19 protein-coding genes and 1 riboswitch are annotated in these 17,366 nt (G+C 35.4%); of the genes, 11 read left to right on the top strand and 8 right to left on the bottom strand.

Annotation, left to right across the window (positions count from 1 at the left end):
• Window positions 1-210: 210 nt before the first annotated feature.
• Window positions 211-1,926, bottom strand: coding sequence for a PspC domain-containing protein (locus AC0INN_RS14230; protein WP_273648644.1), 1,716 nt, complete (start codon window positions 1,924-1,926; stop codon window positions 211-213).
• An 11-nt stretch (window positions 1,927-1,937) separates the two neighbouring features.
• Complete coding sequence (locus tag AC0INN_RS14225; protein ID WP_089027279.1) at window positions 1,938-2,267, bottom strand: PadR family transcriptional regulator; 330 nt, start codon at window positions 2,265-2,267, stop codon at window positions 1,938-1,940.
• A 294-nt stretch (window positions 2,268-2,561) separates the two neighbouring features.
• Here AC0INN_RS14225 and AC0INN_RS14220 point away from each other — a divergent pair, with 294 nt between their 5' ends.
• Both AC0INN_RS14220 and AC0INN_RS14215 read left to right on the top strand, forming a co-directional pair.
• Window positions 2,562-3,248: an FG-GAP repeat protein gene (locus AC0INN_RS14220; protein ID WP_306613774.1), complete on the top strand. Its 687-nt coding sequence runs from the start codon at window positions 2,562-2,564 to the stop codon at window positions 3,246-3,248.
• Between the two features lie 5 nt (window positions 3,249-3,253).
• Entirely contained in the window at window positions 3,254-3,844 is a 591-nt protein-coding gene (locus tag AC0INN_RS14215) for an HD domain-containing protein (RefSeq protein WP_273648639.1), read from the top strand.
• Between the two features lie 36 nt (window positions 3,845-3,880).
• Here AC0INN_RS14215 and AC0INN_RS14210 read toward each other — a convergent pair whose 3' ends face one another.
• The 3 genes from AC0INN_RS14210 to AC0INN_RS14200 all read right to left on the bottom strand — a co-directional run bounded on the left by AC0INN_RS14210 (window position 3,881) and on the right by AC0INN_RS14200 (window position 7,795).
• Window positions 3,881-4,264 carry an acyl-CoA thioesterase gene (locus AC0INN_RS14210; RefSeq protein ID WP_089027276.1) on the bottom strand — a complete coding sequence of 128 codons (384 nt, stop codon included), beginning with the start codon at window positions 4,262-4,264 and terminating at the stop codon, window positions 3,881-3,883.
• A 113-nt stretch (window positions 4,265-4,377) separates the two neighbouring features.
• A riboswitch (cobalamin riboswitch) is annotated at window positions 4,378-4,555 on the bottom strand.
• Between the two features lie 55 nt (window positions 4,556-4,610).
• Window positions 4,611-5,411 (bottom strand): hypothetical protein, encoded by an 801-nt coding sequence (locus AC0INN_RS14205; protein WP_273648638.1) that lies wholly within the window; start codon window positions 5,409-5,411, stop codon window positions 4,611-4,613.
• Window positions 5,412-5,647: 236 nt separating this feature from the next.
• On the bottom strand, window positions 5,648-7,795 hold the full coding sequence (locus AC0INN_RS14200) for an endonuclease MutS2 (protein WP_273648637.1): 2,148 nt from the start codon (window positions 7,793-7,795) through the stop codon (window positions 5,648-5,650).
• A gap of 116 nt (window positions 7,796-7,911) precedes the next feature.
• Here AC0INN_RS14200 and AC0INN_RS14195 point away from each other — a divergent pair, with 116 nt between their 5' ends.
• Both AC0INN_RS14195 and AC0INN_RS14190 read left to right on the top strand, forming a co-directional pair.
• Window positions 7,912-8,415: a GNAT family N-acetyltransferase gene (locus AC0INN_RS14195; protein ID WP_273648635.1), complete on the top strand. Its 504-nt coding sequence runs from the start codon at window positions 7,912-7,914 to the stop codon at window positions 8,413-8,415.
• A 78-nt stretch (window positions 8,416-8,493) separates the two neighbouring features.
• Window positions 8,494-9,135 (top strand): uracil-DNA glycosylase, encoded by a 642-nt coding sequence (locus tag AC0INN_RS14190; protein ID WP_172279513.1) that lies wholly within the window; start codon window positions 8,494-8,496, stop codon window positions 9,133-9,135.
• Here the strand turns inward: AC0INN_RS14190 and AC0INN_RS14185 are convergent.
• From AC0INN_RS14185 to AC0INN_RS14175, 3 genes are all read right to left on the bottom strand, one after another.
• The gene (locus AC0INN_RS14185) at window positions 9,122-9,607 is read right to left on the bottom strand and encodes a hypothetical protein (RefSeq protein WP_172279511.1); all 486 of its coding nucleotides are present in this window, start codon (window positions 9,605-9,607) and stop codon (window positions 9,122-9,124) included. The two genes, AC0INN_RS14190 and AC0INN_RS14185, sit on opposite strands and share 14 nt — an antisense overlap.
• A gap of 12 nt (window positions 9,608-9,619) precedes the next feature.
• A complete protein-coding gene (locus AC0INN_RS14180; RefSeq protein ID WP_273648634.1) occupies window positions 9,620-10,111 on the bottom strand; it encodes a DUF456 domain-containing protein in 492 nt (163 codons plus the stop codon).
• Window positions 10,112-10,184: 73 nt separating this feature from the next.
• Window positions 10,185-11,372, bottom strand: coding sequence for a carboxypeptidase-like regulatory domain-containing protein (locus AC0INN_RS14175; RefSeq protein ID WP_273648633.1), 1,188 nt, complete (start codon window positions 11,370-11,372; stop codon window positions 10,185-10,187).
• A gap of 274 nt (window positions 11,373-11,646) precedes the next feature.
• Between AC0INN_RS14175 and AC0INN_RS14170 the strand changes: the two genes are divergently transcribed.
• From AC0INN_RS14170 to AC0INN_RS14140, 7 genes are all read left to right on the top strand, one after another.
• Window positions 11,647-12,909 (top strand): mechanosensitive ion channel family protein, encoded by a 1,263-nt coding sequence (locus AC0INN_RS14170; RefSeq protein WP_273648632.1) that lies wholly within the window; start codon window positions 11,647-11,649, stop codon window positions 12,907-12,909.
• Window positions 12,910-12,996: 87 nt separating this feature from the next.
• Entirely contained in the window at window positions 12,997-13,716 is a 720-nt protein-coding gene (locus tag AC0INN_RS14165) for a pyridoxine 5'-phosphate synthase (RefSeq protein ID WP_172279506.1), read from the top strand.
• Between the two features lie 79 nt (window positions 13,717-13,795).
• Window positions 13,796-14,575, top strand: a complete 780-nt coding sequence (locus AC0INN_RS14160; RefSeq protein ID WP_273648631.1) for an alpha/beta fold hydrolase — start codon at window positions 13,796-13,798, stop codon at window positions 14,573-14,575.
• 113 nt (window positions 14,576-14,688) lie between these two features.
• Window positions 14,689-14,940 (top strand): microviridin/marinostatin family tricyclic proteinase inhibitor, encoded by a 252-nt coding sequence (locus tag AC0INN_RS14155; protein WP_306613767.1) that lies wholly within the window; start codon window positions 14,689-14,691, stop codon window positions 14,938-14,940.
• A 76-nt stretch (window positions 14,941-15,016) separates the two neighbouring features.
• Window positions 15,017-15,220 (top strand): microviridin/marinostatin family tricyclic proteinase inhibitor, encoded by a 204-nt coding sequence (locus tag AC0INN_RS14150; RefSeq protein WP_273648630.1) that lies wholly within the window; start codon window positions 15,017-15,019, stop codon window positions 15,218-15,220.
• Between the two features lie 87 nt (window positions 15,221-15,307).
• Window positions 15,308-16,264: an MvdC/MvdD family ATP grasp protein gene (locus tag AC0INN_RS14145; protein WP_273648629.1), complete on the top strand. Its 957-nt coding sequence runs from the start codon at window positions 15,308-15,310 to the stop codon at window positions 16,262-16,264.
• On the top strand, window positions 16,257-17,264 hold the full coding sequence (locus AC0INN_RS14140) for an MvdC/MvdD family ATP grasp protein (RefSeq protein ID WP_273648628.1): 1,008 nt from the start codon (window positions 16,257-16,259) through the stop codon (window positions 17,262-17,264). The genes AC0INN_RS14145 and AC0INN_RS14140 overlap by 8 nt, the downstream gene beginning before the upstream one ends.
• Window positions 17,265-17,366 lie beyond the last annotated feature (102 nt).

Genomic DNA, 17,366 nt, shown 5'->3' with positions numbered 1-17,366 from the left:
GATTTTCATTATAATTTCTAATGCTACTTGTACCATGGTTGAGGTTTTTTTAATTGATTTGGTTATGAATTAAATAACTATACGAAGGTATGACAATTTTTTAACATAAAGAACTAATAAATAATATTTTTTGTCACTTTTGAGAGAAGAAGAGTGTGAATTTCAAACTGTTGTCTTCCATTCACACCTTCTGCCACTCTCTGCAGTTTATTATTTGGTTTTTATGGAAATTTCGTCTTTTCCATCCTTGATCTGGATGTCTACTTTACCTTTTTTCTTGATGTCAGACTTTACGGAATCCATTATCTTTTCTGCTTTAGAGTTTGGAACTTTTTTTCCGTTGATAATGATGCTATCCTTATCATTGGAGTTGTACTCTATAGTAGAACCATTAACGGAGATCTTATTTTTCTCGATTCTGATATTTGCCTGATCATCATCAGAATTTTCATCATCGTCATCTATTCCGTCACCGTTCAGGTCCCCGTCGAAATTAATTCCGTCTTTTTTGATTGGAAGTACCACTACATTCTGTGGAACTACAAGCTCATATTCTATACTGTAATCTCTGAAACGATGTTCATATGGATATTTGATGTAATTAGGAAGTATCACCTTGTTATTTACAACTTCTACAGGAACACTTACGTTTAACGGGATATTATATCCTCTTGCTTCTTTTTTAATGATTAAGTAAGGGGTTTTTATATCGGCTTTTCTTGTTACGTCAACATGGATCCAGTTCTTTTTGAAAACGTTTACTTTATCTGAGTAAAGGTCATCGTCATATCCAAGGAAGTTTTGTGGAATAACAATTTGTTTAAGGTCTACATAAACACTATCTGATGTTGTATTGATAGATACCTCTTCGGTGTCTTCTTTGTGGCCTTTTAGAAACATGTCTTTTCTTGCCATACTCACTCCAAAATAAGTAGATAATGCGATCAATCCAAGGAATAATGCTCCCAAAACCCAACCCGTATTTCTTAATTTTGTTTTAGGCGAAATTAATTTGATACTTAATAAGGCAAATAACAGGGCAGGAATTAAACTTCCTAAAATGATCATGGCCATAATGGTATACTTCATTCCGTCATTGTCGAAATAGAAATTCATTTCGTTAATAGGAGGGAAATCATTAGTTCCCATAAATCCGAAGACTACAAATACTCCGATCAGACAAGAAAAAGAGATCAGTGCGAAGATTCCTCCAAGAACATATCTCACTACGTTCCATATCCCGCTTCCTGCATTATTAATGTAAGGTTTGTTTTCGATGTATATTTCTCCGACTCTCTGAGTAGATTCGTTGGCAAATTGTACCAGCTTATTCGATTCATTTTTAAGATTGTCGAAGTTCATAGGCTTTCCCTTCATTTTCAAAAAATCTGCAGCAGTTTCTGCTTTGGGAAGTACGATCCACAGAATAATATAAAGTAATGCAATAAGTGAAGAGGATATAGCAGCTGTAAATATTCCCAGGATAAATACTCCAAGCCAGATTGCTCTCATGGCAGTAATATCCATTCCTACATAATGGGCCAGACCTGCACACACACCGGCGATCTTTTGTCTTTCAGGATCACGGAATAATTGTCTTTTGTCTGAATATTCTGCGCCTGAGTGGCTTGTTCTTTTAGAGTTTTTCTCTGAATAATATGCTTCTTCCTGTTCTTCGATTTTTTCCGGTGTTCCGATTTGTGCAATTACTCCTTCTACATCAGTATCGTTGATAACTTCTCTTTTTCCTAATGAATCTCTGAAGATTTCAACCATTCTTATTTCTATGTCATGCATTACCTCATCTGCTTCTGAAGCATCCAGAGAGCTTCTTAGTGCATTAAGGTAATCGCTTAGCTTTATGTATGCGTGTTCCTCTATTGTAAAAGAAAAACCTGCGAGTCCTATTGAGAGTGTCTTGTTCATAGCTTTGTTTTTTAATTTTTTTGAGTGATTTGGTTTACTGAATCTGTTAATTCGTTCCAGGTATTGAGAAGTTCACCTAAAAACAACTTTCCTTTTTCTGTAATCTGGTAGTATTTTCTCGGTGGGCCTCCTGTTGATTCTTCCCATCTGTAAGAGAGAAACTCACCATTTTTTAATCTTGTTAAAAGAGGGTAGAGTGTGCCTTCTACTACATCCAGTTTTCCTTTTTTTAGTTCATCTATAAGGTCGGAAACATACATTTCACGATGATTGATAAGACTTAAAATACAGAATTCCAGAATCCCTTTTCGCATTTGCGCTTTGGTATTTTCAGTATTCATCTTAATAAGGTTTTAATTAGTTATATTTAGAATCCGGTTCCTAGCTAGTTGAACCTATTCTTATTTTACATTACAAAGATATGTAATTAAAATGGTATTATGCAATACAAAGTAGTGGAATTTTTATTTACTTTTATTTAATTAACTGATTTTCAATTAAATAAATTTTATCTATTTTTTTAAGAAAACTAAAATCAATTAAAATAGAAGATAAATGATGGTCATTCTTAACGCTATTCTTATTTTTGTTATGGAAATTTTCAGTCATCTGTATACTGAGCAAAAAAGTTAATTTTGAATAGTTCTGTAATCTTGATCATCTTTATTATTTTAGGATCTTTTTGCTCCGGTCAGCAGCATTTTGAAATTAAAGATGGATCCTTATTGTATAATGCGGATATCACTGTTCAGGATTGTGATGCTGATAAATGTAGTGGAAATGGTACAATTATACTGAAAGATAAAAGGACCTCGCGGACTTTACAGGAGTTCACTTCTGATGATCTTTATTTTTACCTTGGTAAGGATCAACAACCTAGTGTTAATGTTATTCAGCTTTATGATGAACAGAGCCCGCTGATATTTAAAGATTTTAACTTTGACGGTTTTGAAGATATTGCTATCCGAAATGGTAATGAAAGCAGCTATGGTGGTCCTTCCTATGACGTATATGTCTATAATACGACAAGAAAGCAATTCGTGATCAGTGAGGAATTAACTGATCTTGCCCGCGAAAATCTGGGAATGTTTCAGACAGATCCAAAAAGGAAAAGACTCATAACATTTTCTAAATCCGGTTGTTGCTGGCATTTAACCACAGAATACAGAGTGCTGCCCGGAAAAGGACTTGATAAGGTCTTTGAACTGGAAGAAGATGCCATGAATGATGAATCTGTAAAAGTAACCCGACGCGAAAAGATTAAAAATAAATGGATCATAAAAACAAAGAGATATCCAATCAAAGAATATTATAAAGAATAGGAAACATGAAAATACAAAAGGAAATTGATTTTATTCTTGCTGTAGATGCATTAAAAAATGTACAGAGAAGGAATTATAATGCCGATGATTCAAGAAGAGAAAATACTGCTGAACACTCATGGCAGATCATTATTTTAGCACAGGTACTTTTCCCCTATGCTAAAAACAGGGCTGATATCGATCTGTTAAGGGTGATACGGATGCTTTCTATCCACGATCTGGTAGAAATAGAAGCTGGAGATACATTTTTATTTGACGAAAAAGCCATGGTGGGCAAATTTGAAAGAGAAAAATTGTCTGCCCAGAAAATTTTCGGGATTCTTGATGAACCTTTGCGTTCGGAATTCTTTAATTTGTGGCTGGAATTTGAAGAAGAACAGACCCCTGATGCTATTTTTGCCTGTGCAATAGACAGGATCATGCCGTTTATCCTGAATTCGCATACTTCAGGAAAAAGCTGGACAGAAGCTAAGGTAACAGAAAGCCAGATCAGGAATATGCTGGAAAATGCCATCAGCCGGGCTTCTGATGAAATGGGAGAAGCATTCCAGTTTTTACTTAGTAAAAGTTTAGAAACAGAAAAAGTTTTAAGATAAATAAAACGCAAGCCGAAGGCTTGCGTTTTTTTCTGATTATAGTATCTGTACAGGCTTTTTAAATTCGTCTATAGCTACGAAAGTGAAATCTCCAACAATAGCTCTTTCTCTTTCATACGAATACATCTGTTCTGTATAAATTTCTACGTTTACCTTCATACTGGTAGTCCCGACATGGGAAACTGTTCCTATCAATTCTACAATAGTTCCTGCAGGAATAGGCTTTTTAAAATCAATTTTGTCGCTGCTTACAGTTACCACTCGTTTTCTTGCAAAGCGGGTAGCGGTAATAAATGCCACTTCATCCATCAATTGCATCGCTGTACCACCAAAAAGGGTATCGTAATGATTGGTTGTGTTGGGGAAAACCGCTTTAAAGATTCTGGTTTCAGATGCTTGAATTCTTTCTTCTGTAGTCATATTTCATTATTAAATTAAAGCGGGATGAAATTATTGAAATAAACAGAATAATCTAGGAATTAGTATATTCCTGAAAACATCCATCAGATCAATAAACTTCAGGCCGCGAAAGTTTCTTGTTCAAAGAAAAGGCAGGTCTCCTGACTTGTAACATCTTTAATCCCTTCCCATGCATGGCACAGTGGATCCTACATAAAGACTTTTGTTACTTACAGTTGCGCGACAGCTCGTGATTTTCACACGATTCCCTTTTAATCTGCGTTAGGCAGAACCCATTCCTGTGATGAATAAGTGGTAAGACTTTTTCAGGTGCAAAAATAAGGATAATACAGAGAAGTAAGGTGAATTATTCCGGATTTTTAAAAATAATCTGATGAGCCACCCGGCCCTGTTTGATTGTCCAGAGTGTGGTATACCTGTTTTCACCTGATCCGTTCACCATATAAAGGAAAATATTATCATTATCAATAGCAGCTACACTGATGTTATTGAAATCCATAGTAGGCTGGAACATATTTTTGATGGCTTCTCTCACAAAGACAGAGCCACGCCCCACCTGCTGTACCCGGATCGATTTGATTTCGGTCATCCCTTCCGGAAGTTCTTTGCTTATTCCCCAGGGTTTAACTTTATCAATGGTTAATATCGTTCCATCCGTATCTTTTTCCTGTTTACGGTAGCTGGCATTAGAAGGATAAATATCGATGATTACTTTACTCCTTTGAGCGGTAGGTATTTTGGGGTTGTTATTATCTGTGAAAATGAGGGATCTTCCGTTTTTGGATTTGGAAGGTGTGTATTGAGGCAACTGATCAATAAAGGCTACACGGTCTTTATTCACCATACCTTCCTTATCAAGATTTTCATATCTCACAAAAGGCTTTTCAGTATCCTGCTTATCGGGATATTTGATCCATAGCCATTCTGTTTCTCCGGGAGCCGGTTTTACATAAAGAAAAACATCCCCTTTACGCATTCTGATTTTGTCTACAATTTTTCTGTAATTATCCTTTGCCACCCGTACATTGGCATAGCCTTCTTCTGCTTTTACAACTCCAAAAGGAATTTTTTGCTGCCCTTTTAGGAAGGCTAATGAAAATAAACTGAAGGCAGATAAATAGAATGCTTTGTTTACGGAAATCATCATGAAAAATTTTTGATACTTCAAATATATAAATTAAAAGCATTTCGGAACATAATTATAGCTTCCTAAATCTTCTTTATTTGCTAAAGAAAGTTTTACAAAAGGAATTTATTCTGTTAGGTTGGAGGAGGATAGAAATTCGGTAAGGCGAAATTTTTTGGGAAGAAGGAAGAGTAAAGAGTAAAGAGTAAAGAATAAGAGAGTGCTAAAAGCACTCTCATTTATTATTAAATCAATTTTTAAATTCTTTCAAGCTCATCGGCATCAATGGTTGTTTTAAAGGTTCCATAATTGACAATCACTTTATTTCTTGAAATTTTTTCAATCGTGCCGACACTGGTACTTCCTGTAATACGCACCCGTTGTCCCACTTTCATCCAGATCTCACGATCGGTTTTGCGTTTTTCCTCTATTTTTTCGTTGGTTTCTGCGATTTTTTCAATAACCTCTTCTTTTTTCAGCTGCTGGGTGATCTTTCTTTTTACAATCTGAAGACGTTTGGTTTCATCTTTATCAGCACCTATTTTTCTGAATTTTTCCTGTTCTAAAATCTTCACGAAATCTTTTACCACATCCTTCCTGGATTTTCCCTTAACGTAGCTTTCGATAAAAGATTCGATTTTGTTCCCGAACTGAAGCTTCCGATGTTCTTCTTCATACAGCTTTTGAAAATTGAATAATTTTTGCTGAAGTTGTTCATTCAGCTTTTGAAGGTTATCCCGTTTATCTTCTACCGATTCCTTTCTTTCAGCCAGATCTGTTTTAAGCTTTTCAACTTCAAATTTTTCCTGCTGTAGCTTAACAATGGTTTTATCAAGGTTTACAATATCGTGTTCTACCTTTTTCTTTGCAGAATGGATAATGAATCTGGGAATTTTATTCTTTTCGGCAACTTCAAAAGTAAAGGAACTTCCTGCCTGGCCTACCTCCAGTTTGTACATCGGTTCCAGAGTTTCTTCATTGAATAGCATCGCCGCATTTTCAGCATTAGGGAGTTGTTCTATCACCAGTTTGATATTGGTATAGTGTGTGGTGATAATCGCGAAACTTTTTTTGTCGTAGAAAAATTCAAGGAAACTTTCTGCCAGGGCACCTCCCAGTTCCGGATCGGAACCTGTTCCAAACTCATCAATTAACAGGAGCGTATTGGCGTCTGATTCCCTGATGATTCCGGACATTTTCTTTAATCTCGAAGAATATGTCGAAAGATGGTTTTCTATAGACTGATTGTCTCCAATATCAGTCATGATTTTGTCAAAGAAAAACATTTCGGATTTCGGGTGAGTGGGAACGAGGATTCCACTTTGGATCATCAGCTGTAGTAATCCTACCGTTTTTAAGGTTATTGATTTTCCCCCTGCATTGGGACCGGAGATACAGATGATCCTGTTATGTTCCGTCAGACTCAATGTTTGTGGGTGGATCGTTTTGTTCTCTGCTTTATTCCTTAGCCATAACAATGGATGAAAAGCTTCTCTTAATCTCAGGGTTTTATGGCGGTTGATTTTAGGCAGTACTCCATGGATTAATTCTGCAAATTTGGCTTTTGCCCTCGTTAAATCAAGATCAAAAATGTATTTTTGATACCTCCAGAGCTGAGGTTGAAATTCGGCTAATTCAGCTGTAAGTTTCCTCAGGATCTTATCAATTTCTTTCTTTTCCTCCTCTTCAGCTTCCTTCAATTTAAAATAGTGGCTGACTACGCTGTCCGGCTGTATATAGGTAATGGATCCGGTTTTTGAAAGTCCCAAGACTCTTCCGGAAACCCTTTTTTTATACGCAGATTTTACTGCTAAAACTCTTTGGTCCTCTATAATACTCTCACGGATGTCATCCAGAAAATCACTTTGCCCATAATTGAACAAGGCCCGGTTGAAATTTTCCTGAATTGCTTTTTTGGCATGCTGAATTTCTGTCCGTAATGTTTTTAGAACGGGTGAAGCTTCGCTTTTTACCTCTCCAAAACGGTTGAAGACTTTATCAACCTTATCAATGATCTCTTTTTTAAATTCAAGAACTGAAACATTTTCCAGAAGATTGGGAAAAGTATCCGGCATGGTGGGAAAGAACTTTTGTAGCTTTCCGATTTGTTCCGTGAGTGTTTTTATCTTGATGAATGCGCTGTTTTCCAGTCGATAGTTCTCAATCAGCATTAATTTCAGTTCCGCTTCAATATCTTCATATTCATCAAATGGGATAGCATTTGAACTTTCAAAACTTGAAAGATATTCCGAAGTTTTTTTCAAAGAAAGCTCTGCTTCGTCGATTTCCATAGGACGAAGTTGAAGAATTTTTTCTCTCGTTTTCGGAGAATACGCAAAAGGAGAAATTTCCGCGAGCAATTGCGGAAATTCTAATTCGTCTAAATCTTCTTTATTTATATACACAATGCAAATTTAGTGAGAAATTGTGAATTTGATGAGATGATAATTTGAAAATGAGATATTTTGAAAATTTTATGGTCCTGATCTTTTTTAAATGAATGTTTTAGTACATTTGAAATATGAGAATAGAAACCAATCGTTTGATTTTAAGAAATATTGAAGAAACCGATGTTGAAGACATTCTTAGGATCCGTAGCAATGAAGAAATCAACAGATACATCTTGCGTAATTCACCAAAAACGAATTATGATGCACTGGATTTTATTTTAACGATAAAAAGAAATACCCAAAATAACGAAACTGTATATCTGGGTATTTCATATAAAGATCAACCCAACCTTATCGGAACGATATGTTTGTGGAATTTTTCTGAAGACAGAAAGATAGCAGAAGTAGGCTATGAGCTCTTGCCGGACTATCACAGACAGGGAATTATGTCTGAAGCATTGGATGCTGTTTTACATTTTGGTTTTAATGAATTAAATTTGCAGGAGATTATAGCTACTACCCATCAAGATAATAATAGTTCAAAAACCCTGCTTTTAAAATATAATTTTGTTTTAGAACAGGATAAAAAAGATGAAGATTTTCCTGAGGGAATTATTTTTAGCTTAAAGAAATAATTGACCTGTAGCGGAGTAATTAGCCAATAGGCATTTAATCAATAAATTAACCCATTTTCAAATTATTGAATTGAAACAATGACCTGGACAGAAGTTTTAGCACCTATAAAAAGTACTGAATATTTTAAAAACCTTTGGGAGAAGGTAAAACAAGAATATGCAACCACCAAAGTATTTCCCCCGAAAAATCAAATTTTCAGGGCACTGGAAATTACACCTTTTGATGATATTGAAGTGGTGATTATTGGCCAGGACCCTTATCATAATGATTATCAGGCTAACGGATTGTGCTTTTCTGTTTCAGAGCAGGTGGCGGCTCCACCTTCTCTAAAGAACATTTTTATTGAATTGAAAGATGACCTTGGAGTAGTAAGGACTTCTAAAGAGCTGGATGATTGGGGAAAACAGGGAGTACTGTTGCTAAATGCAACATTAACAGTACGTGCTCATTCTCCCAATTCCCATAAAGATTTGGGATGGGAAAAATTTACAGACTTTATCATTAAGGAGATTTCAGATAAAAAAGAAAATGTAGTCTTTGTGCTTTGGGGAGCTTTTGCACAAAAAAAAGCCGAACTTATTGATCCGGCCAAGCACTTTATTTTGAAATCGGCGCATCCTTCACCTTTTTCCGTATACAGGGGGTTTTTTGGAAGCAAGCCTTTCTCAAAAATTAATGAATATCTTATCTCAAAAGGGAAGAAACCTATTTCGTGGTAGTTTTTTCGCCTGTTTTTTTGATGGTAATTCCAATTTTGTATTTTCCCGGAAGTCCTTTTGTTCCTTCTTGTGCAGTCGGATAGGGGGTAACATCTTTTAATGAGATGGTATATCCATTAAATTCTGCAGATTGTACATAGTTTCTTCCCGGATTATCCATTGTGGCTAATGTTAACGTTACAGGTCTCGTTGTAGTCCCCATAACCAGTACATTGGCCACCGCGACACCTGCCCAAATGCAATTAACGCCTTCCGGACAACGGCTGTCTTCGGAAATATTGGTAAAAGTAACATTCATCTGATATTCTTTGAGGAATCTGTTTTCTCCCTCATTGAAGTAAATAATGTCTCCTTCCTTATTCATTGTTTTTTCTTTTGTGTTAGTTGCTGCGGATGGCTTAGACCCCTTTTGTGCATTACAATTGGTAAGCACAAGCATTCCTAAACTGAGTACAATGGTTTTGTATATCATGGTATTTCTTTTTTAAATATAATCAAGCATATTCAATATTACTACCAAAAACATTGCCACACCTACCACAAAACCGAATCCCGTACCGTATATGAATCCAATAAAGGCTCCTTTTGTGGATTTCAGGGCTTTATCCATGTCCTTACTGTCGTGAAGAAGTTCTCCAATAAATACTCCTGCAAACATACCGATCAGAAATCCTAAAGGGATGGGAATAAACATACCTGCAATAGTTCCGACTACTGAACCGATGCTTCCCCATTTTGTGCCGCCATATTTTTTATTGGTTCTGGCCGGGATCACATAATTTAGAACAGCAGAAGCTGCGGTAAGAATCCCGAAAACCCAGATATACAACATCGGTAGATCCGCATCTGTACCGAATTTGTAAATCAACAATCCGCAAAGGCTGAGTAGCAGTCCAGGCAGAACCGGGAGAAAGGTGCCCAGTATACCCAGGACAAGTAAAATAAGACAAAGAGTATTAATTAATGTAGTATCCATTCTTTAAAAATATAATGCAATATAAAAAAAGTGGCCTTAAAAAAGCCACCTTTTCATATAAGTTGAGAATTTTCTATAAGTTTAAGATTACATATTGCAGAATTACACCTGCGTTGCCAATGTTTCCTGAAGCATGATTATGGAAAGTGGTATAATAAATATACCCACTGGTTGAAGATCCCGAGCAAGGCCCTACTGTGGCCCCTAACGCTACCAAATAAGGAACCAGTACCTGAGGAACTGAAATACTGATCTGAATGTTGCCTGGTAAAGTAATACAAACCGTTACAAATGTTGAATTGGGAGCGTTTCCTATTGGAGTGGTAGGAATGCCTGTTGCAGTGAAATGATTGGTTCTGATCATCAGGGCATCATTTGATGAGGTTTCTTTAACCAACACTTCCCAGTAAGTAGGGTCGTAATTAATTATTTTTTGCCATGCCCCTAAATCATAGTTGATATTAAGTGTATTAAATCCTAAAGCCGTTGTAAGTCCCGCATTGTTTACCGTAGCATCCAGGGTACCTGTGCTTCCGATGTTTTTAGAACATAACTTGGTATCAGGAACAAACCCTCCGGTCATTGAACAGTTACTCGTATTGCTTGTCCCACCTACCAGATAGGAAACATCCCAATCCGAAGCATAGATACTCCCGCCATTAGCAACAAAAGTGGCTAGATTAGCATCAATTACAGTATAAAGTCCCGGATTTGAAGAGTAATTATTTCTTGAACCACAGTTGAGAAATATAATGTCATATTGTGCAATAGCAGTTAAGTTGGCAAGATCGGCATTAGTAATTTCGGTGGCATTATAGCCTAAAGTCTGAATGATATCCTCAATTTTATCATACGTTCCCTTTACATAAGCTATTTTTGCAACCTGATTGAGCTTGGTTTGGCTGACATCGAGATTTAAGGTTTCATGATCTTTTACAGTTGCGGAAATTTCCGTACGGAAATTACTACCATTACCCGTCTGAATATGGATAGTCCGATTTCCAGCCGGAGCATCCAATGTAAAGTTACCGTTGGCATCTGAAGTGGTATAATAAATTTTATACTGGTCGTCAAATGTAAAAACTGAAGCACCTCCAATAGGTTTAGTGCCATTTTGTGACATCACTTTACCGGTAAGTTTTCCTGTCTTTATAGCAGTTGGTCCAACGTTTTCGGAAGGTGTTGCAGAATCATCTCCTCCGGAGCAGTTGATAAACAGTGTGAATACACACAATAAAATAAATAAGTAGTGTTTTCTCATATCTGATTGATTTTTATGGGGTTAGTTTGAACCAAATTTAATAAATAATTAAATATAAAATAATATAATATGATAAATTTTGAGTATTATTTATTTTAAATAATGTTTTTTAATTAATTTTTTACCTATTTATTGATGTTTTAAGTAAATTAATAATTTTTTAAAATAATGATTTTAAAATTTTATTAAAAATGGAAATGAAATCCATTTTGGGATAAAAATTGATGGATAGGTTTTAATTAAAATGATCCTTAAATTTCATAAATTTGCGATAATGAAAGACGAGTTACAAGACACCAAAGACTTTTTACAGGATATAAGTGATCAGATCCATTATTTTGTAAGCGCAAATGTGCCCAATGACTTGGTACTTACCTGTCAGATTATCCTTAAATTTTTATTTTTGGCAGGATTTGTCTATGTAATAGATTTTATTTTTAAAATTCTTGTCAATACAATATTCAAATTCTTTTTTGATAAAGAAAAATATCCTGTTCTAAAATCAATCTATCAGTCAAGAATTACAAACTCAATAGTTCATCTAGGTGCATTGAATTTTGCTGAATATGCTCTTAAATCAGTCTTTTGGAGACATCCGAAAAGTTTTGAATTATTGGGGTTAATTGTTAGTGTAGCGATCATTTTTGTTATTGCCGGGATGTTATTCAGGGCATTAACAGCATTGAGGAATTATTTTGTTATCAAACAGGATTTTTATAAGATAATGGCTTTAAATGCTATTTCAGAATCGGTCAAGATATTTGGAATTTTTATTCTTACTGTAGTTGGTATTTGTGTGATTTTCGGAATCAAAGGAGGAACAATTTTGGGAAGTTTGGGGGCTATCACTGCTGTACTTGTACTTGTTTTCAGAGATACTATTTTAGGATTTGTAACAGGGCTTCATGTTGCCACTTCTAAAAACATGAAAGTGGGAGACTGGATTGGTATTCCCAAATACAATATCGAAGGTAATATAGCAGATATCAGTCTGTTAACGACCAAAATCACCAATTTTGATAAAACGGTTTCTACGATTCCTACTTACGATCTGTTAACTACCGAGATCAAAAATCTTCAGATCATGTCCGAATCGAATACCAGAAGGATAAAAAAATCAATTTATTTTAATATCAATTCTTTTAAGTTTTTAAACGATGAAGAAATCACTCGTCTAAAGGATATCAATCTCATCTCCGAATACCTGGAAGGAAAAAGTATAGAAATCAGAAAGGAAAAAGAATCATTGGCTCATAATGATAAAATTGTGAACGGACGACAACTGACCAATATTGGAGTCTTCAGGTATTACGCCCAGAAATATATAGAAAATGACCCGGATATTGATCAAAAAGGAGTGGTGATGGTTCGTCAGCTGGATATTACTCCGCATGGGCTGCCCTTGGAAATATACTGCTTTGCCAACGACTCCAAATGGGAGCGTTTTGAGCAAATCCAGGCAGATATTTTTGACCATCTGTTGGTTGCTTCAAAAGAATTTGACCTGCAGGTAATGCAGGTTGCAGTGAAAGTTTAATAAATAAGAGATTAGACCTTACATGTTGGATATTCAATGGATTTTATCTGACATATAGGATCTAAGCTCTAATATCTACTTATAAAAATGACAAAACTAAGTGTAAACATTAATAAAATTGCAACTTTAAGAAATGCAAGAGGAGGCGAATTGCCAAGTGTAACAGAAGCTGCAATTAAAATTCAGGAATTCGGAGGACAGGGGATTACCATCCATCCTCGACCTGATGAAAGACACATTACCAGAAAAGATGTTTATGATCTGAAACCTTTGGTAACTACGGAGTTCAATATTGAAGGGAATCCACACCGTGCCTTCATCGATATGGTCCTTGAAGTGAAACCCGAGCAGGTAACATTGGTTCCTGATGCAGATGATGCCATTACTTCTAATGCCGGCTGGGATACAAAAAAACACTTAGATTTTCTTACTGATGTTATTGCCGAATTTAAAAATGCAGGAATCCGTACTTCAATCTTTCTTGATCCTAATCCTGGATTAGTAGAATACGCTGCAAAAACCGGAACTGACAGGATAGAATTGTATACGGAAGCTTATGCAAAGGATTATGTCGCGAATAAAGAACAGGCAATAAAGCCATATCTTGAAACGGCTTTAGCTGCCGGCGAATTCGGCCTGGGAGTTAACGCGGGGCATGATCTTAGTCTTGATAATTTAAAATACTTTGCGGATACGATACCAAATTTGCTGGAAGTTTCCATAGGACATGCATTAGTTTCGGAAGCTTTGTATATGGGTATGGAAAATACGATTCAGGCTTATTTGAAGAGATTGGCTAAGTGGTAAGATTTCCTGTGTTTTGGGAATTAATAGAATATTCATCATTTCACATTGCAATTACCACCTAATATCTAATATAAAAATTATGGAAATTTTACATTCAAAAATATTTGGCGAGGATAAATCGTCTACTCCTTTATTGGTCTTTCACGGATTGTTCGGAATGCTTGACAACTGGGGAAGCTTTGGAAAAGATTTAGGGGAATATCTTCCTGTTCATTTACTGGACCTCAGAAATCATGGAAGAAGTTTTCATTCGGAGAGTATGTCACATGATGATCTGGCTGATGATATTGCGCATTATATGGATCATTACGGAATAGAGAAAGCTCATGTTCTGGGACATTCTTTAGGCGGAAAAGCAGTAATGCAATTTGCGATAAGGTATCCGGAAAAGGTAGAAAAGCTTATTGTAGTTGACATTTCTCCAAAAGCATATCCTCCGCACCATCAGGGAATTATTAAAGCATTGGAAACGGTGGATTTCAATAACGTAGGCTCGAGAAATGAGGTGGAAGCAGTTCTTAGTCAGTATATTCCTGAGAAATCGACCATTCAGTTTTTAACAAAGAACTTATATTGGGACGATAACAAAAAACTAAACTGGAGGTTTAACCTTAAGACTTTATCCGAAAAATATAATGAGTTTGTATCCAATGCAATAAAATTTGGAGTGTTTGAGGGTGAAACTTTATTTATTTCCGGGGAAAAATCCAATTATATTCTCCCACAGGATGAATTTGCCATTAAACAACAGTTTCCTAAGGCTAAAATTGTCGTTGTTAAAAATGCAGCTCATTGGGTACAGGCTGACAACCCTACAGAGTTTAGTCATGTAGTAAAGAATTTTTTGGGTTTGGATTGATTTGATTCTCTGTTTGTTGTATTGTTAAAATTTTCTTAAAAGAGTGATATATTTTTTTGCATAAGGGAAATTTTGTACTTTAGATTTATCAAAAAAGTTAAAAATATTTACTTATGAAACCAAAAAAACTAAAAAAACCATTCTTTGCTTCTTTTTTGGAGAAGCAAATTCAAGAGCCTGAGAAAGTAACCGGAGGTGGGGAAATTATTACTTCACCTAATTCAGACAATATTACGATTCCTTCCAAGGATAATATCACTTCCGTTTTGGTTGACAATGTTACCACGGTAAGAAATGATAATGTAACCTTGAAATATCCTTCTGATAGTGATGAGGGTGGACCTTTAGATCATATAGAATTATAGATCAGATCCATTTGTATCAATCGATCATTTTTTAATAATTTCAACAAAATACTAAGTTAAACCAAATTAAAACATTATGAAAAACAAGAGTTCAAAGAAAAAACCATTTTTCGCAGCATTCCTTGAAAAACAACTGAAAGATCCTCAATCTGTAACAGGAGGTGGACCAGATATCACAATTCCTGAAAGAGATGTTGTTACTAAGCCAACTTTGGATATGGCTCATACATTGAAATATCCATCAGATGGAGATGATGATTCACCAACAGTGCCATTATAGTGAATTGTTTTAAAGAAAAATAAAACATAACAATCATAAGAAAGGAAACTTACACTCTAAGTTTCCTTTTTTAATAAAAAGCAAAAAATGATTCTTTGTATCACGCACTCCAATGACTTTTATACTATAGATATTTTCTTTGAATATCTTACTTCTAAAAATATTCCCTACTTCAGGTTAAATTCAGACCACCTGAATTACCTTCAGAAAATTAGTATTACTTACCATTCGTTTGAATTGACTGACGAGTTTGGAAATACGTTCCGTTCCAGCGATATCAAGGCAGTGTGGCATAGAAAAGGATGGCGTATCAGTATTCCTGAAGAGCTTGATGATGACTATGTGAAAATTTTCATCAATGAATATGGAAATCTTCGTTATAATCTCTACACGGCTCTTGAAGATGTTCCCTGGATCAATCCTTTTGAAGCTGAAAAGAAAACGGATGGAAACAAATTATATCAACTGAAAATTGCTAAAAAAAATAAATTAACGATACCGAAAACACTTTTCTCAAACGATGAAGAAGAGATTACAGCCTTCTTTCATACATATTGTAATGGGAAAGCTGTGGCAAAGCTGCATGGAGTTATTGCCAAATCTATGGGAGGTGAAAATATGCTATCCACAACGATTATAAGAGAAGATAATTTAGAATCACTGGCAGATATTGCGTATTGTCCTATGATTTTTCAGCCGTATATAGAAAAAGAATATGAACTAAGGATCATGTATGTTGATGGTGAGTTTTTTACGGGTAAAATTAATAATAGTGAACATGCCGATTGGCGTGTTAATCAAGGGAATTATATTTGGTCAGCTTACGAATTGCCGGAAGATATTAAGTCTTCTCTTACCTCAATGATGAAAGAAATGGGGCTCTACATGGGAGCGATCGATATGATCAAAGGAAGAGATGAAAATTACTATTTTCTTGAAGTTAATCCACAAGGAGAGTGGGGAATGTTACAAAAAGAACTTAACTTTCCCATTGCGGAAAGAATTGCCGATAACCTTATCAAAAGAATGAAAACCAATGAATAACAAAATTTTAATCATCACCCATACCGGGGACAATTTTTCAATACAAAAAGTAACGGAGTATATTATTAAAAATAACTTTGAGGTCATCCGCTTTGATGTCGATTTATATCCCTTACAAAATAAACTGTCGACTACTTTCCAAGATGGAAAATGGATCAGTATTCTCGAAACTCCGGATGCTAAACATCGTTTAGATGATATTGCTGCGGTGTGGTACAGAAGAGCTTACAATATGGGCGATGGGCTAAAGGAAGAGTTAGATGCCAAATTCTATGGTGCTGCGATGGGTGAAATACGAACAACCCTTTTTGGATTTTTAGAATCCATAGATGTGTATGCTCTGGGTAAGCCAAGTGTTTACAGAAGATTAGACAGTAAAGAGGAGCAGTTAAAAATTGCGGATAAGATAGGATTTAAAATTCCGGAAACCTGTATTACCAATAATCCTGAAGAAGCCAGAAATTTTATCCTGAAACATCAGAATGTTATCGGAAAGATGCAGTCGGGTTTTGCTATTTATGAAGATGGGGTGGAAAGTGTTGTATTTACCAACGTGATTAAAGAGGACAAGCTGGATGATCTGGATTCGCTGTTGTATTGCCCTATGCAATTCCAAAAGAAAATTGAAAAGAAAAGAGAGCTAAGAGTAACCGCAGTAGGGCAGGATGTATATGCGTTCGAAATTGATTCGCAACAGTTTGAAGATGCAAAAGTAGACTGGAGAAAGGATGGTGTAAACCTGATCGATAAATGGGTAAGAACAGATCTTCCCAAAGATATTGAAGCTAAAGTTTTAGAGCTTCTGGATGTATATAATGTTGATTATGGAGCAATGGATATCATTGTTTCTCCTGAAGATGAATATTATTTTATTGAAATTAATGGTGCCGGAGAATTTTTCTGGCTGGATAATCTTACGGAAGAAAATCTTATTTCGAAGAGCATTGCTGATCTTTTATGTGATAAAGCACCACGAAGAAATAATATGGTCTTAGCTTAGAATATGATTATTATATGTAACCACTATTTATTAATTTGTCATCACATGTTAATTCATTATATAAAAAACGGGCTTTAGCCCGTTTTTATCATTTTAATCAAA

The sequence above is a fragment of the Chryseobacterium subflavum genome, assembly GCF_055762745.1.
This window is presented reverse-complemented; position numbering and strand designations above follow the sequence as displayed.